Raw genomic sequence first — 16,688 nt, 5'->3', positions numbered from 1 at the left:
TTGCCTTTCTGCAGTTGCCGTTGCCGTTGCCGTTCTGCAGTTGCCGTTGCCTTTCTGGCTGTCATTCCCGCAGGGAATCTGCTTCTTCCGTTGCCCTTGCAGTTGCAGTTCTGCCATCCCCAAAAGAAAACCTGCCTCTACCCAACCAAACAAGGCAAAAAAAACAGGCCGCGGAGCACCCGCTCCGCAGCCCGTTCCCATCCAACCAAAACCACATCTACTTCTTGAGCAAACCACCACTCTCATCGCGATACTCGATCGGCCCGAGGTTCAGCTTCTCCAACTCCGGCTCGATCTTGGCGCGATCTCCCACCGCAACCACGATCAGGTTATCCGGATGAATATAAGCCTTGGCCGCCTGCGCAACAGCCTCCGGAGTTACCGCCTGAAACGCTGCAGGCAGCTTCTGGAAGTAGTCCGTCGGCAAACCATAAACGAATAGCTCAGCCATCAATCCGGACTCGTTGCCCACCGTCTCAAAATCTCCCGGCAGCGTGCGCAACGCATTATCCTTCGCCAGCTTCAGTTCTTCAGGAGTAGCCGGATCCGTATGAATGCGATTCAGCTCCGCAAAAAGTTCATGCGTAGCCGGTCCGGTGATGTCCGTCCGAACCTGGGCTCCCGAGTAGAACGGGCCACCCAAGCGATAGAAGAAGAAGCCCGAAAATGCTCCGTAAGTGAAGCCATTCTTTTCCCGCAGGTTCATGTTGATGCGGCTTGAGAATAACCCGCCCAGGATGCTGTTCATCTCCGTAATCGCCGCATAATCCGGCGTATTGCGTGGCACACCGAGACCAAAAGTAATCAGCGTCGTCTGCGGCGAACCCGGCTTGTCGACAATCACCACCTTGCGCGCTGGCGCGGCTGGCGGTGCAGGTATGGCAGTGGTAGCCGATGCCGTTGAACTGCTCCAGCCGCCAAAATACTTCTCCGCCATTTGCTTCGCTTCAGACTCCGTCAGATCGCCCGCCAGGATCAGCGCTGCATTCTTCGGCGCATAATGCGCCGACCAGAAGCCCGTCAGATCATCCCGAGTCATCGCCTTGACTGACTCCGTCGTGCCCACCGGCTGGAAGCCATACGGCTGATCGCCATACAGCACCTTGTTTCCAACACGCAGAACCGACGATATCGGCTGATCCGCTTCCTGCAGAATCCCGACTAGACGCTGCTGACGAATACGCTCAACTTCCTCCGCCTTGAATGCCGGATGCAAAGCTACATCCGAAAGCAGTTCCAGCGCAGGAGCCGTGTTGTTGCTCAACGCACCAACGCTCACATTCGCACTATCCATCGATGCCGAAGCACTCAGCTCAGCGCCGATTCGCGCCACATCGTTCGCCAGTTGCGTCGAAGAACGAGTCGTCGTACCCTCACTCAACAACCGCGCAGTAAAGCCCGCCAGGCCAGCCTTATCCTTGGGATTCTCTTCTCCACCCGCAAGCGTCACCAGCGAAGCACTCACCACCGGCAGCGCATGCTCTTCAATCAGGTATACCTTCACGCCGTTGGCCAGCTCAAAGGTCGTCGGAGTCGGCAGATGCAGCGTTGGTTCCGGCCCAGGCTTCGGAGCTTCCTTGCGCCAGTCCTGCGCCGTCTCAAACTCCGGCGCGTAAGGCGGCGTCACCTTCACCGTCGCATCCGTATCCGCCGGGCTGCGCGGAACATCTTCTGTCACCTTCTTGCCCGGTATGCAATAGACCACCACGCGCTGATTCTTTCCAAAAACATCCTGCCCAACCTTCTTGACACCGGCCGGAGTAATAGCCTCGTAACGCGCCACATCCTTGGGCAGATATCCTGGGTCGCCAAGATACTGGTTGTAGCGGTCCATCATGTCCGCCACACCACCAAAACCACCCAGCCTCTGCAACCCCTGGATGAGCCCTGAAAGCGATTGATTACGGGCCCGGTCAAGCTCAGCCTGCGTCGGCCCATCCTTGCGCAGCAATTCCACTTCCTTATCGAACGCCGCTTCCAGATCCTCCAGCTTCACTCCCGGACGAGCAATAATGTCGCAGCTCGCAATCGAAGTCACCATCATCGACTGGTTGCTGCAATTCACGCTCTGCGCAATCTGATCCTGGTACACCAGCTTCTGATAGAGACGGCTGATCTTGCCTCCTCCCAGGATGTTGACGAACATATCCGTATCTTCGTCGCCGGGATGAAAAGCCTCAGGAGACAGCCATGCCACCGAAAGCCGCGGCAACTGCACCGTATCCGTCACCGTCACGCGGCGCTCGGTAGCAATTTGGGGCGTTTCGACCTTCACCTTTTCAACCACCGGACCCGCTGGAATCGGCCCAAAGAACTTGGCTACCTTTTCCTTGATCGTCGCAGCATCAAAGTCGCCGACGATCGAGATGCTCGCATTGTTCGGTGTATAGAAGTGATGGAAAAAGTCGCGCACATCCAGCAGCCGCGCAGCCTCCACATCCGCATGTGAACCGATCACATTGCCGTAGTAAGGATGGCCTTTGGGAAACAGCAGATGCCCCACCGCTTCGTCCGCCACATCATACGGATTGCCCTCATCCTGCCTCAGCTCATTGCGCACAACATCCCGCTGATTGGTCAGCTTCGCGCGATCCAGCGTCTCCAGCAGAAAGCCCATGCGGTCGCTCTCAAGCCACAGCGCAAGGTCCAGCTCGTTGCTTGGAATCGTCTCGAAGTAATTCGTCCGGTCATAGCTCGTAGTGCCGTTGATATCCGTCGCGCCGGCGCCTTCCAGGTACTTGAAGTGCGCCTTCTCGCCAACATGCTCCGAACCCTCGAACATCATGTGCTCAAACAGATGCGCAAATCCCGTCCGTCCAGCCTTCTCGTTCACCGGGCCAACGTGATACCAAAGATCAACCGCCACCAGGGGCAGCCGGTGATCCTCACGCAAAATAACCTCCAGCCCGTTCGGCAACGTGTACTTCTCGTACTTCAAATCAGGCACTTTAAGCGGAGCAGACGTAGGCTGCGCAAAAGCCGGGACGGAAAAGCTGAGAAGCATTCCACACGCAAGCCCTGCGCACACCACAAGAGCACGACTCAGACTGGACGAAGCATTGTTCATAATGGGTTCTCCACAAGAGATGGGTTTACAGATGGTTTTCGGATCGTATGCCAGCACCATGATACGTTGCGACAGCCACACTGGTTCCCGAACCCGCAAACAATCCCGCGCAAACAATCCGGTGCCGAGCCTGCCGGCTTCAGGCGAAGCCAGCCATAGGCAAACAGCTTATTTTTCGATTTCCACGCCGCGCCAGAAAGCCACATGGTTCTTGATCTTGCGCGCAGCCGGCTTGGGATCGGGATAATACCAGGCCGCGTCAGGATTTTCCTGGCCATCGCCAAACAGCGAGTAGTATCGCGCTTGTCCCTTCCACGGGCAGGTGGATGTGGTTGAACTGGGTCGGAAAAATTCCCGCTTCAATGAAGACTCGGGGAAATAAATATTGCCTTCGACCGTTTCGTAAGTTTCGCTTTCCGCAATAACAACGCCGTTCCAGACTGCTTTCGCCATGGGTAATGAGATCCGTTCCTGATGACCTGATGAATCGTTGTATGGGTAAAGGCAGATGGCGACTCCCAAAAGGAATCGCCATCTGCCCATTGCACTTATACTGCGTAACTCGACGCAGTACGAATTAGTCCGCGAGCACCGCTACCGAAGTCACATGTACGCTCTTCGCGCCCTCGTCCGGAGTAACGGTGAGAGCTACATGCTTGCCATAAGCTTCCTTGACCGCCTCTGGATTGTCGATTGTCCAGACTTCTTTCTTCGATTCGCTCACAAAAACCGGCTTGCTGCCGCCTTCAATGCACTTCTTCGCGCAAGCCGCACCCGTACCAGCATGCTTGGCTCCGCACATCGAGTCAGAAATCCAGCCGTTCAGCTTGGTCGAGTCAGCTGCAAACGCCGTAACCGACACCAGTGATAACAACGAAAGAGAGAGTGCAGCAATTCGCTTCATGCGTATTTCCTCCGGCAGACATCCAAAGTGAGGTGCAAAAGCAATCACAGTGAGAATGCGCCAATCCCCCGCCACTTGGCAAGCCACATCCCAAAATACCCAAAACCAGCCTACCCAACCGTCGCCGTTACACTCGCCCTTGCCTTAGTAGTTGCCCTTGCAGTTGTAGTTGCCGTTGTAATTGCAGTTGCCCTTGCCGTTCTGTCTGTCATTCCCGAAGGGAATCTGCTGTTAGCCCTTGCCGTTGCCCTTGCAGTAATGCAGTAACAACCCCAACCAGAGAGACGGCCAGCAACCCCAGCCGCCCCACAGAATCACCCTCAGGAAACAGGCTGCAACTCCGCCTCATCCGCCCTCTGCTTCTCCTTGACCGGCCCATGCGTCTCCACCGTAGGCGGTGGCGGAGCATCCCCAATCCGCTTCTCGTACTCGCACGGTTCCGTCACAATCGGAGCAGTCTTCACCGCCACCGACTTGGTAGCCGACTTCTTCGCCGCACTCTTCTTCGCCGCCTTCTTCGGAGCAGCCTCCTCAACCACCGCAGGCTTGCTGTTCGGGCAGAACAGGAACACGCCAGACTTCAGCGTCTTCTCCAACAGGTAAGGACTCTTGCACTTCGGGCACGGCTTAGCCACCGGCTTGTAATTCGAAGTAAAGTCGCACTTCGGATAATTCGTGCAACCCCAGAAGATATTCCCGCGACGCGCCTTCCGTTCAGCCAGGTCGCCCTCGCCGCACTTCGGACACTTCATCCCCTCAATCAGGTTCTGCTTCACATACTTGCACTTCGGATAGCCCGAGCACGAAACAAACTCCCCATAAGCTCCCTGGCGCAACACCAGGTCCTTGCCGCACAACGGACACGCTTCACCCGTCGGTTGCGGAGGCTTCTGCTGCTGCTTCTGGCTCAGCTTGCGAATCGTCTTGCACGGCGGATCTTCGCTATACCCCGGGCACGACATGAACATCCCGAAGGGCCCGCGACGCAGCACCATCACCCGTCCGCAGTTCTCGCAATACTCCTCGGCCTGCTCCGCTTCCTGCGCCTCCGGAGTATTCATATCCGGCTTGCCCGCAGTGTTTTCCTTCGTGAAAGTACAGCTATTCTTATCCTTCTTGTTAAAGGCGCTGCACGCAAAGAATGTCCCGAACTTGCCCCACTTCAGCAGCAGCGGAGAGCCACAGAGATCGCACTTCTCATCCGTCTTGATCTCCATCGCCTTGATGCTTTCCATGCTCTTCTCGGCGTCTTTCAACTCCACCTCAAAGTGGTCATAGAAACCGCCCAGCAGCGTGGTCCACTTCTCCTTGCCCTCTTCAATATCATCCAGCTCGCTTTCCAACTTTGCCGTATAGGCCGAATTGAAAATGTAGGGGAAATTCTTCACCAGCAGGTCGCATACAACCATCCCGATCTCGGTCGGGAAGAACCGCCCACGCGGCCCGCCCAGCTTCGTCACATACTCGCGATCCTGAATCGTGTTGATGATCGAGGCATACGTCGAGGGCCGTCCAATACCGCGCTCTTCCAGCTCCTTCACCAGCGAAGCCTCGTTATATCGCGGAGGCGGCTCAGTAAAGTGCTGCTCCGGCTTCAGTTCTTCGAGCGCCAGTTTCTCGCCCTCGGCAAGCGCCGGCAGCCGGTTCGCCAGCTCATCGTCCTCGTCGTCCTTCTTTTCCTTCGAAACCTCATACACCTTCAGGAAGCCGTCAAACACCGGCACCGATCCCGAAACACGGAAATCGTAAGTCCGCTTGGCCTTCGCCGCGATCTCCACCGTCGTCACATCAAAAATCGCCGCCGTCATCTGCGAAGCCACAAACCGCTGCCAGATCAGCTTGTACAGCTTCAACTGCTCATCGCTCAGATACTTGGCAATCGCATCCGGCGTACGAGTCACATCCGTCGGGCGAATCGCTTCATGCGCATCCTGTGCATCCTTCTTGCCCTTGTACTGGATCGCCGCCGCAGGCAGATACTTCGGCCCCAGTTGCGAACCAATCCATTCCCGAGCCCCGGCAATCGCATCCGGAGAAACACGCGGCGAATCGGTACGCATGTAGGTGATCAGACCCACCGAACCCTCAGCGCCCACCTCGACGCCTTCATACAGCCGCTGCGCCACGCCCATCGTGCGCCGCACATTGAATCCCAGCTTCCGCGAAGCATCCTGCTGCAACTGGCTCGTCGTAAACGGCGCCGAAGGATTCCGCTTGCGCTGCTTCCGCTCAACCTTGCCAACGCTCCACGCAGCCTTCTCCAACTCGGCTACAGCCTGCTCTGAAGAAACCCCATCCGGCAGCGAAGGCGTATTGACCGTCTCCACCGTCGCCCGTTTGCCGTCAATCCCCACCAGCCGCGCCGTAAAGCTCTCCGGCGTCCGGCCCTGCGGATGCAACTGTGCATCCAGCGTCCAGTATTCGACCGGCTTGAAAGCGCCAATCTCGCGCTCCCGTTCCACAATCAGCCGCACCGCGACCGTCTGCACACGTCCAGCCGAAAGCCCGCGCCGCACCTTGTCCCACAGCAGCGGAGAAACCTGGTAGCCCACCAGCCGGTCCAGAACGCGCCGCGTCTGCTGCGCATCCACCAGGTCCTGGTCGACATCCCGGGCGTGCTTGAACGCTTCCTGCACCGCCTTCTTGGTGATTTCATTAAAGGTTACGCGCTGAATCTTCTTCTTCTGGGTCGCATTGGTTCCCAACTGCAACGCCAGGTGGTAAGCAATCGCCTCGCCCTCGCGGTCAGGATCGGGCGCCAGGTAGATGTGATCCGCCTTCAACGCAGCCTTCTTCAGCTGTTCAACCAGCTTCTCCTTGCCCGGAGAGACAATCAGTGTCGGCTCGAAGGTGCGCTTCTTCAACTCCACGCCAATATCGTTCTTCGGCAGGTCCATGATGTGTCCAACGGAGGCCTGCACCTCAAATTCCTTGCCAAGATATTTCCCGATCGTCTTCGCCTTGGCGGGGGACTCGACGATCACCAGTGATTTGCTCATTGCCATCCTTAATTAACCAGTACGGTCTTCCGTACCCACTCTAACCTGCCGACCCTGCCCAATCCGGTTCGTCGGACTATTGGACTGACTCAGCTACCATCCGTTGCACCGATTTTTCGGCAAAATTGAATTCAAAACGCGGCGCTAAAAACCACGCCCCGAAAAAACACCCTGCAAAGTTTGGAAACTAACACGGAATGCCGGTGGAATACCAGCAGCGACCTGTCGAAAAACTTCGCATTCTCGATTGGATCTTTGATCGCAACCTTATATTGCGCGGACAAAATTCTTACCCGGCAAAGAGCGAATCCGGCCAGCCAGCTCCAGCTCAAATAAAGCCGTAAAAACCTCAGAAGACGTGAGTTGCGCCTCCACCTGATCGAGAAGTTCGTCGATCTGCAAAGCCGCATCCATGCGAAGCGCGTCGAACACGATTGCCTCGCCGACTCCCATCCCAGGAAAATTTCCTAAACCGAGACTCGAACCAGCTCTATCCGGCAAGTCAGATGCGCCATCTTTCAATTTGGATTCAACCGCCCATCCCGCTTCCAGCTCCAGACGCACGTCCGATTGCAGCTCTTCCCAGACATCCTCCCAGGTCGCCGTCAACCTCGCGCCCTGTTTAATCAACGTATTCGGCGTCCATGAATTTTTATTCGTCACATTCCCCGGAACCGCAAAAACATCCCGCCCCTGGTCCGCCGCGCACCTCGCCGTAACCCGCGTCCCGGAGTTCTCACTCGCCTCCACCACCAGCACCCCGATGCTCATTCCCGAAAGAATCCTGTTCCGCCGCGGAAAATTCTGCGGCGCCGGAAACGTCCCCAACGGCAGCTCCGAAACCAGCGCGCCCCCCGTCGCCAGTATGTCCTCAGCCAGCTTCTTGTTCTCCTTGGGATAAATCACATCGATCCCCGTCCCCCACACCGCGACAGTCGGCCTCCCCGCCACCATGGCCCCCTTATGCGCCGCCGTATCCACCCCGCGAGCCATCCCGCTCACAATCAGCATCCCCCGCGCAGCCAGGTCGCGCCCCAGCATCTCCGCAATCCCCGTCCCATAAGGACTCGGGTGACGCGTTCCCACAATCGCAATCGACGGACGTCCCAGCAAGCCCACATCCCCACGAACCCACAGCACCGGCGGCGGATCGAAAATCTGCTTCAGCCTCTCCGGATACTGCTCACAACTGAAAGTCACAATCCGCGCACCCTGCTCCCGCACCCGCTCCCATTCTTTTTCCGCAGCCGCACGCGCCCTTCCATCAAATACATACTGCGCCGCCTCCGCAGGAAAGCGCATAGCCTCAATCGTCGTAAGCGACAGCGTAAAAATCTCCGCAGGCCTGCCCAACCGACTCATCGCCCCATGAATCCGCCTCGGACCCAACCCCGGCGAAAGCGTCAGCGCCAGCCATGCCAAACGATCTTCATCCAATGCCGAATAAACCGAAGCGCGGACCTGCAAAGGCGTAGTAGGAGTCATTGCCACCACAAAAACAAGATCCTCCGGAGAACATCCCCAGGCCAACCCTGTCTTTTTCATTTCAAGAGATTTTGCCCACACTACCCCGCCAGCCACCAGAAGTCAAGCACCCCGAACAATACCCCACCTGACGCCTTTGCCGTTGCACTTGCCCTTGCCCTTGCCCTTGCCCTTGCCTATCTGTCTGTCATTCCCGAAGGGAATCTGCTTCTCCCGTTGCCTTTGTTTTTACAGTTCTATCCATCACCCAAAAGGAAACCAGCTTCCACCACCCACCTATGGAAAACCCACCACCCCACCTTGATAACCTGAAGAAGTGAGTAACTTTCCCCAGGCCCACCCCACCACCGAAACCCCACTCCGAATTGCCGCAATCCGATTTCTGAATCCAGCCCCGCTCATGTGGGACTTCGAGCACGAACCAGCCCGCAGCGCACTCGCCAATCGTTATCAAATTGAATGGATGATGCCCGCAGCCTGCGCCGAACGATTGGCACTCCCCCCCAACGCTCCCGGCGCCGCCGACATCGGACTGGTTCCCGTAGCCGCCCTCGCCACCACCCCAGGACTGCTGATGATCCCCGGTTGCGCCATCGCCGCCACACGCAGCGTCCGCTCCATCCTGCTGGTCCATCGAGCCAACCGGCCAATCTCCGGGATTCACACCGTAGCCGCCGACACATCCTCCCGCGCCTCGCTCGCCTACACCCAGATCATGTTCCGCAAATGGTGGACACCCGAAACGAAGCCAGAAGTTGAGTTCGTCCAGCACTTTCCCGACCTCGACCCCATGCTCGACATCGCCGACGCAGCCATCCTCATCGGAGACCCCGCACTCTACGCCCTCGAAGAGCGTCAGAACCGCGAAGAACGCACCGGCGAACAGCTCATCTACCACGACCTCGCCGAAGAATGGATAGCCCTCACCGGACTCCCCTGGGTATCCGCCGTCTGGGCCATCCGCGAAACCTCCCTCGCAAGCTGCACCCGCTCCCTCGAAGAGATCACCGCCGACTTCACCGCCTCCCGCGATAACGGCCTCGCCAACATAGAACAGCTCGTCATCGAATGGAGCGCGCGCATGCCCATTCCAGCCAACACAATCCGCACCTATCTCACCTCCAACATCGTCTACAAACTCGATGAGGAGTGCCTGAAAGGCCTGCGCAAATTTTATGAATTAGCAGCCGAAACCAAAGTCCTGCCGCCCTACAGCTTCTAATCTAAAAACCCCAGAAGTTGCCGTCCTAAGCAATCAACCTGGACAATCAAACAGGTGCCCCCTATCTCACGCCTGAGACAGGGGGCTTATCTCTAAAAAACTAAATCTCCCACCGAAGCAGCGTAGCTCCAACCGTAAATCCAGCCCCGGCCGCAGCCAGCAAAACCAGATCGCCCTTCTTCAACTTACCCTCTTCCATCGCCGTTCCCATCGCCAGCGGAATCGTCCCCGCCGAAGTATTGCCATACTTCTCAATATTGATAATCACCCGTTCCGGCTCAATCCCGATCCGGTCCGCCGTCGCAGTAATAATCCGCTTGTTCGCCTGGTGCGGAATAAAACATCCCAGGTCCTTGCCCTCGACGCCATTACGCTCCAACACCTTCGTCGTAGCCTCAGCCATCTTGCGTACAGCAAACTTGTAAACCGTCTGACCGTCCTGGTGAATGAAATGCATCCCGCTGGCCACCGTCTCCGCCGTCGCAGGATTCAAGCTCCCGCCGCCGGCCAGATTCAGCGCTGGACCACCCGATCCATCGATCTCATGCACAAAGTCGATCAGACCAACTTCCCCCTCGTCCGCAGGCTCAATCAACACAGCTCCCGCACCGTCGCCAAAGATGATGCACGTCGTCCGATCCGTGTAATCCACAATCCTAGAATTGGCATCCGCGCCAATCACCAGCACCTTTTTGTGCGCGCCGCTCTCCACCAGCTTCGCACCCGCCTGCAGCGCAAACACAAACCCCGAGCAGCCCGCCGACACATCAAATCCCCACGCGCCCCTGGCCCCAATCTTCTCCTGCACCAGACAAGCCGTCGAAGGAAACATCATGTCCGGAGTAACCGTGCCGATGATGATCGCATCCACTTCGCTGGCCTCAATGCCACGAGCAGCCAGGCAGCGCCGGGCAGCTTCAGCAGCCATATCGCTCGTTCCCTGCCCCTTTTCGAGAATGTGCCGTTCCTTGATCCCGGTACGCTCCGTGATCCACTGATCGTTGGTATCGACCATCTTTTCAAGATCGGCATTCGTCAGAATTTTAGGGGGAACATAAGTACCGAGTGCGCTGATTTTCGCTCGGGTGCAATGAGGACCACGAAACTCTTGAGTCAAGACTGAAATCTCCTTCAGGCAGCCCATCCGGAGAGGATGAAATCAACCTGATTCCGCAAAACTTTAAGCAAAACACAAAAAAGTACCGGGTAGCCTACTGCGCCCGCACTAGCCCGTTACCGTTGCTTCCTTCCGGACCTGGCGGGGTTGGCGGGATTGCGTCGCGTAGGACCCGGCACTGATTGATGATACCACTTTGGGCCGCCTAATTGAGATAGCCCACGACCGCTCCCTTAGCGACAAAGAAGATCGACAAAACCAGGCACACCGGTTTGGAGCTTTTCAAGAACATCCTCTCTCGACCGCCCTATTCCGCCCGCCTGAGTATCAAGCACCTCAAGCATCCGATCTCGATTGAGATGAAATTGATGCATTAGAAACTGATCCGGAGACTCAACGAGAATCTCATGCGGCGCAAGTAATTCCTGAGGAAAATCCCGAAGGTTCGCCGTGACAATAGCATGCGCGTGCCCATGAATTGCCGCAGCCACCACATGCCTGTCGTCAGGGTCCGGGAGATTGGGCACCGCTTCAATCAAGTGTGGCGGAACTTCGAGGCAGGCCTCGGGAAACGCCTCCCGCATGAAACGTATACGCCGCTGTGCCTGGCTGCTTGTATAACCAAATTTATCCAGAGTTCTGCTTACCTCTTCCAAAATCTGCTCGCTCCACAGCACACGAAAAAACGCCGGCTCTTCCGCACAGCGCAGCAACGTGTCACACAACGGCATCGGAGCCAGAACACAGGCATCCAGCACAACGAAGTACTCATTATCGGGCGTCAGAATCATTCAAAGGCACCCGGTCATACAAACCGTCATTCACTTCCGCCTTAGCCAGGTCGTCCAGCGTCTTCCGTCGCGCCGAATCCCGTTTTCCTTTGAAAGCAAGAATGTCACGAGCGTATAGCCGCCGGTGTGTCCCAACCATGTGAAATGGAATTTGACCCTTTTCCAGAAGCTGAACCAAAAACTGCCGTGAAACCGACAAAAGCTTGGCCGCTTCCACCGTCGTAAGCTCAGCATTATTCTGAAGAATCGTAACGGAGTTTCCCGCCTTCAAATCTCCCAATAATTTGCACAGAAACGAATACAAATTTTGAGGCAATAAATCAGTCTTTCCATCCGGACCGACGAGCTTCGCCTCAGCCTCTCGAATCTTGGTGTACAAATCCTGAATATCCCTTTGATCTCGCTCCGAAATTGAAACCGCTGCTTGATTCGTTGTAGGGGTCATTCTCGCGCCTCCCAAGTGCCATAAACGCTACATACACCATATCTCACTACCGGTAGTGATCGGACGTAATTCGATGTAAACCCCAAAGCATGCCCAAAACCATGCCTAAGCCGTTAAGACACTTTCGGAGCGCACCCCGAATACCATCCCGGCTCAAAACGTTGTTTAATCACGAGAACTCATATCCCGCTACAATAGATAAGTGAGCAAAGAATCCACCTCAGCGACGCTCGAACCAGCGTCAAGCACCGCCCCAACCGTAGGCTTCATCTCCCTCGGTTGCCCCAAGAACCTCGTCGACTCCGAAGTCATGATGGGCTTGCTGGACCGCGCCGGTGCGCGTCTGACCAACAACCCCGAAGACGCCGAAATCCTCGTCGTCAACACCTGCTCCTTCATCGACTCCGCCAAGCAGGAGTCCGTGAACACCATCCTCGAGATGGTCCAGCACAAGACCTCCGGCTCCACCAAACGCCTCATCGTGGCTGGCTGCCTCGTCGAGCGCTACCGCGATGAAATCCAGAAAAACATCCCCGAAGTAGACGCCGTAGTCGGCACCGGCGAACTGGAAGCGATCCTGGCAGCAGCAGGCCTGAACATGGCCCCACCAGCGATCTCCAATTCCCCCTTCAACATCCTCACCGCCTCAGATCTGGTCGAAAGAGCCCCAAGCGCCGTAAACAAGCACAGCCGCCCCGAAGGTGACCTCCGCGAAGAGCAAGGCCGCTTCTCTCGCGACCACTGGGACGGAGCCATCGCCAGCCTCCCCAACTACCTCTACAGCGACGAAACCCCGCGCATCCTCACCACCCCCAAGTCCTCTGCCTACATCAAGATAGCCGAGGGCTGCGACCACCCCTGCGGCTTCTGCATCATCCCGCAGCTACGCGGCAAATTCCGCAGCCGCCGCTTCGAATCCGTTGTCGCTGAGGCGCAAAACCTCGTCCGTCAGGGCGTCCGCGAAATCACCCTCATCGGCCAGGACACCACCTGCTACGGCGAAGATCTTATGGTCAACGGCGAGCCCATGAAAGACGGCCTGGCCCAGCTTCTCGAAGCCCTCGCCGGCATCGAAGGCCTCAAGTGGCTGCGCTTCCTCTACGCCTACCCCAACAAGGTCACCACCAAACTCCTCGAAACCATCGCCAGGCACGACAACATCGCCAAATACCTCGACGTGCCGCTCCAGCATTCGTCCCCCTCAGTCCTCAAGCGCATGAAACGCGGCGGCGGCGGCGATATCTTCCTCCGCATGATCGAGAAAGCCCGCAGCATCGTCCCCGACCTCGTCGTCCGCACCACCTTCATCGTCGGCTTCCCCGGCGAAACCGACGAAGACTTCCAGCATCTCGAAAACTTCGTCCGCGAAGCCAAAATCGACTGGCTCGGCGCCTTCCCCTACTCCGATGAAGAAGGTTCACCCGCCTTCGACCTCGACGCCAAAGTCCCCAAGCGCACCATCGAGTCTCGCCGCAAAAAGCTCATGAAGCTCCAGCAAAAGATCAGTGCCGAACGCCAGTCCCACTGGATCGGCCGCGAGATGGACCTGTTAGTCGAAGGCGTCAGCGAAGAATCCGACCTCCTCTGGCAGGGCCGCACCATGCTCCACGCCCCGGAAATCGACGGCAAAGTCCTGATCAACGACTTCGGAACTGAAGCCGACTGCACACCGCGCGAAACACTAGTCCCAGGCACCTTCTACCGCTGCGAAATCACCGAATCCCACCACTACGACGTAGTAGCCAGAATCATCGAATAGCAAGCAGGCCGTTGCCCTCGCACCTGCCCTTGCTTTTCCCGCCGTTGCCCTTACTTTTCCTGCCGTTGCCGCTGCCGTTGCTTTTCCTGCATTTGCCTTTCTGTCTGTCATTCCCGAAGGGAATCCGCTTCTTCCCTTCCTATCCGTAATCCCCCAAAGTAAATCCAACTCAATCCTCCCGCATCAACCGCGACGGATCCACCCCAAGTGCCCTCCGCGCCGGAATAGCAGCAGCAACAACCCCCAGCAGCGCCATCGTCAAAACCACCCCGCCCACCACCACCGGATCAAGCGGATTCGCCTGGTACACAATCTGCCCCAGCAACCGGCTGGCGAAGCCCCCCGACAGTAATCCCACCACCGATCCCACCCCCAGCAGCACCATCGGCCGACCCACCGCCGCGCTCATCACATGCATCCTGCGCGCGCCCAATGCCACCCGAATGCCCAGCTCTTTCATCCGTCGGCTCACGCTGTAAGCCGCCATGCCAAAGATGCCCGTCACCGCCAGCATCGCCGCCAGCAAACCCATTACGCCCAGTGCCACCGCCGCCGCGCGTGCCGGAAACAACTCACCCTGCAGCGAATCCGACCAGCTCTGCACCGTGATCGGTACATTCGGCGCAATGCCGCTCAACGTCCGTTGCAAAATCGCCGCCATCTCCCTCGGCGTCCGCAGCGATCTCACCACAAAAACCATCTCGCCCTGCTCACTCTGCGTCAGGGGCAGATACACAACAGCCTGCGAAGATTCCTGCATGTCGTGGTATTTCCCGTCCTCCACCACGCCAACCACCTCCGTCAGCCTGCCCGCCACGATAAAGCGCTGCCCGATTGCCGCCATCTCTGCAGCCATGCCTCCCGGCGCGTCTTTCCCCCACATCTTCCGAGCAAATGTCTCGTTCACAACCGCCACATCCGGCGCATTCGCCGTGTCGTGCCACGAAACATCCCGCCCACGCAGCAGCCGCGTTCCAGCAGCCTCCAGGTATCCCGGCGACATCGGAAAAACATACGGCGCCAGCACCGAATTATCGATCTTGAACTCCGTCGTTCCCGGCCTGAAAATCGGAACCCCATGCATCCCGCCCGTCATCGGAGTACGGCTCACCGCACCCACCGCCGTCACTCCCGGAATGCTCCCAGCCGCCTCAAGGATCGCTTTCTCCTTCTCCACAACCAGTTCGTCATTGAGGTCGCCATCGAGATCACCATCCAGATCCATATTCACCAGCATCGCCCCCTGCGGCCTAAAACCCATCGGAGCATGCAACTCACGCAACATGCCCCGCACCGCCACCAGAGACGCCGTTACCAGCAGCGTGCAGATAGCAATCTGCACCCCAAGCAAAACATCCCGCAAAGCAAACCGGCGCAGATGCATTGCATCCAGTTGCCCAAATGCTCCGCTCTTCATCATCTGCAACGGACTGCTCCCCCACACCTGCCGCGCTGGAACCATCCCAAACAACAGCGCGCTTCCCAGCGTCAAAGCCAGCCCCGCCAGGTACACCCGCGCATCCACACTGACTTCCAGGTGGCCATAGGGAGAATCCCATCGGTTCAACGCACCCAACAGCAGATACGCCCCCACCAGCCCCGCTGCGCCGCCCGCCAGCGATACCAGTACAGCCTCGGTCAACAGTTGTCTCACCAGCCTTCGCCGGCTCGATCCAAGCGCCACACGAAGCGCCATCTCCCGGCCACGATCCGCCGCACGCGCCGCAAACAGACTCGCCAGGTTCGCACAGGCCGCCGCCAGCACCAACAGGGCCAGCACCGTCACGCTCAAAAGAAACCCACGAATGACATCCCCATCATCCCCAAGCAGACCCGGATGAATCAGCCGTAGCGCCTGCCCATCGTCGGTCTCCGGATACTCTTTCGCCAGCTCCGCAGAAATCGTATTGAGATTGTCTGTCGCCTGCTGCGGCGTCACACCCGGCCTCAGCCTTCCAATCACCGTAACCGCGATAGATGCCCGGCTATGCAGATAATCCGCCCCACTCATCTGCTCCTCGTTCACCATCGGTATCCAGTAATCCGGCCATCCAAACCGCTCCGTACCGTGGAACTCCGCCGCCGCCACGCCCACCACCGTATACGGCTGCTTACCCAACTCCACCATCGTCCCGGCTACACCCGGATCGGCGTGAAAAACGCTTCGCCACAGACCATCGCTCAACACCACATACGGCGCTGAATCCGGCCCATGCTCATCCGCCGCGTGGAACAACCTTCCCACCTCCGGCTGCACGCCCAGCAGATCGAAATAGTTGCCCGTGACCTCATCGCCGGATACGTTCATCACCGCGTTACGCCAGTTCAACTGCGCATGAGAATATCCGTTGATCCCAGCCATTCCAGCGAAGGTCGTATTGCGCCGCCTGAAATCCTCAAACGCCGGATACGACGTAGTCAGCAGCCGTCCCTTCATCCACGCCGTATGGCGCAATTGATACAAACTCTCCGGCTCACTCACCTCCAGCGGATGCAGCAGCACCGCATTCAACACACCGAAGACGACAACGTTCGCCCCAATCCCCAGCATCAGCGTGATCAAAGCCACAACCGTAAACGCAGGAGACTTCCGCAGCACTCGCAGCGAGTAACGAATGTCCGTGAGCAGGCTCTCCAGAAATGGCAGCCCCTTCTCCGCGTGATAGCTCTCGCGAACCGCCTCCATCGCACCAAACTTTAAACGAGCCTCTCGACGCGCTAGCTCCGGAATCATGCCAGCGCGGATATTCTCTTCCGTCTGCTCCGCAAGATGCGATTCCATTTCTTCTCTCAACCGCCCGTAACCCTGCTCCTCGCTACGCCGCCAAGTCGCGAAGTGAACAGCGCGCAGGAAGAACCGATTCAGCATCCCCATGACAGATCCTTTTGGTTTCCCACA

At 57.7% G+C, this 16,688-nt stretch carries 11 protein-coding genes and 1 other RNA gene; 2 read left to right on the top strand and 10 right to left on the bottom strand.

Features of this window, described 5'->3' with window-relative positions:
- Positions 1-217: 217 nt before the first annotated feature.
- From OHL19_RS07405 to dprA, 5 genes are all read right to left on the bottom strand, one after another.
- Positions 218-3,067 (bottom strand): M16 family metallopeptidase, encoded by a 2,850-nt coding sequence (locus OHL19_RS07405; protein WP_263357005.1) that lies wholly within the window; start codon positions 3,065-3,067, stop codon positions 218-220.
- 168 nt (positions 3,068-3,235) lie between these two features.
- Complete coding sequence (locus OHL19_RS07400) at positions 3,236-3,520, bottom strand: DUF427 domain-containing protein (RefSeq protein ID WP_263357625.1); 285 nt, start codon at positions 3,518-3,520, stop codon at positions 3,236-3,238.
- A gap of 124 nt (positions 3,521-3,644) precedes the next feature.
- Entirely contained in the window at positions 3,645-3,971 is a 327-nt protein-coding gene (locus OHL19_RS07395; RefSeq protein ID WP_263357004.1) for a hypothetical protein, read from the bottom strand.
- A 320-nt stretch (positions 3,972-4,291) separates the two neighbouring features.
- Complete coding sequence (gene topA, locus OHL19_RS07390) at positions 4,292-6,970, bottom strand: type I DNA topoisomerase (protein WP_263357003.1); 2,679 nt, start codon at positions 6,968-6,970, stop codon at positions 4,292-4,294.
- Between the two features lie 267 nt (positions 6,971-7,237).
- Positions 7,238-8,455, bottom strand: coding sequence for a DNA-processing protein DprA (gene dprA, locus OHL19_RS07385; RefSeq protein WP_263357624.1), 1,218 nt, complete (start codon positions 8,453-8,455; stop codon positions 7,238-7,240).
- A 316-nt stretch (positions 8,456-8,771) separates the two neighbouring features.
- On the opposite strand from dprA, the gene OHL19_RS07380 reads away from it, so the two are divergent.
- Positions 8,772-9,677, top strand: coding sequence for a menaquinone biosynthetic enzyme MqnA/MqnD family protein (locus OHL19_RS07380; RefSeq protein WP_263357002.1), 906 nt, complete (start codon positions 8,772-8,774; stop codon positions 9,675-9,677).
- Between the two features lie 100 nt (positions 9,678-9,777).
- Here the strand turns inward: OHL19_RS07380 and OHL19_RS07375 are convergent, their stop codons facing one another.
- From OHL19_RS07375 to OHL19_RS07360, 4 genes are all read right to left on the bottom strand, one after another.
- Complete coding sequence (locus tag OHL19_RS07375) at positions 9,778-10,794, bottom strand: beta-ketoacyl-ACP synthase III (protein WP_263357001.1); 1,017 nt, start codon at positions 10,792-10,794, stop codon at positions 9,778-9,780.
- Positions 10,795-10,874: 80 nt separating this feature from the next.
- Positions 10,875-10,972, bottom strand: an RNA gene (ffs, locus tag OHL19_RS07370) — signal recognition particle sRNA small type.
- Positions 10,973-11,027: 55 nt separating this feature from the next.
- Complete coding sequence (locus OHL19_RS07365; protein ID WP_263357000.1) at positions 11,028-11,585, bottom strand: PIN domain-containing protein; 558 nt, start codon at positions 11,583-11,585, stop codon at positions 11,028-11,030.
- A complete protein-coding gene (locus OHL19_RS07360; RefSeq protein ID WP_263356999.1) occupies positions 11,566-12,030 on the bottom strand; it encodes an excisionase family DNA-binding protein in 465 nt (154 codons plus the stop codon). The genes OHL19_RS07365 and OHL19_RS07360 overlap by 20 nt, the downstream gene beginning before the upstream one ends.
- Before the next feature lie 202 nt (positions 12,031-12,232).
- On the opposite strand from OHL19_RS07360, the gene rimO reads away from it, so the two are divergent.
- The gene (rimO, locus tag OHL19_RS07355; protein ID WP_263356998.1) at positions 12,233-13,789 is read left to right on the top strand and encodes a 30S ribosomal protein S12 methylthiotransferase RimO; all 1,557 of its coding nucleotides are present in this window, start codon (positions 12,233-12,235) and stop codon (positions 13,787-13,789) included.
- Between the two features lie 169 nt (positions 13,790-13,958).
- Here the strand turns inward: rimO and OHL19_RS07350 are convergent, their stop codons facing one another.
- The gene (locus tag OHL19_RS07350) at positions 13,959-16,664 is read right to left on the bottom strand and encodes an ABC transporter permease (protein WP_263356997.1); all 2,706 of its coding nucleotides are present in this window, start codon (positions 16,662-16,664) and stop codon (positions 13,959-13,961) included.
- Positions 16,665-16,688: the final 24 nt, after the last annotated feature.

Source organism: Acidicapsa ligni, from assembly GCF_025685655.1.
Lineage (GTDB): Bacteria > Acidobacteriota > Terriglobia > Terriglobales > Acidobacteriaceae > Acidicapsa > Acidicapsa ligni.
This window is presented reverse-complemented; position numbering and strand designations above follow the sequence as displayed.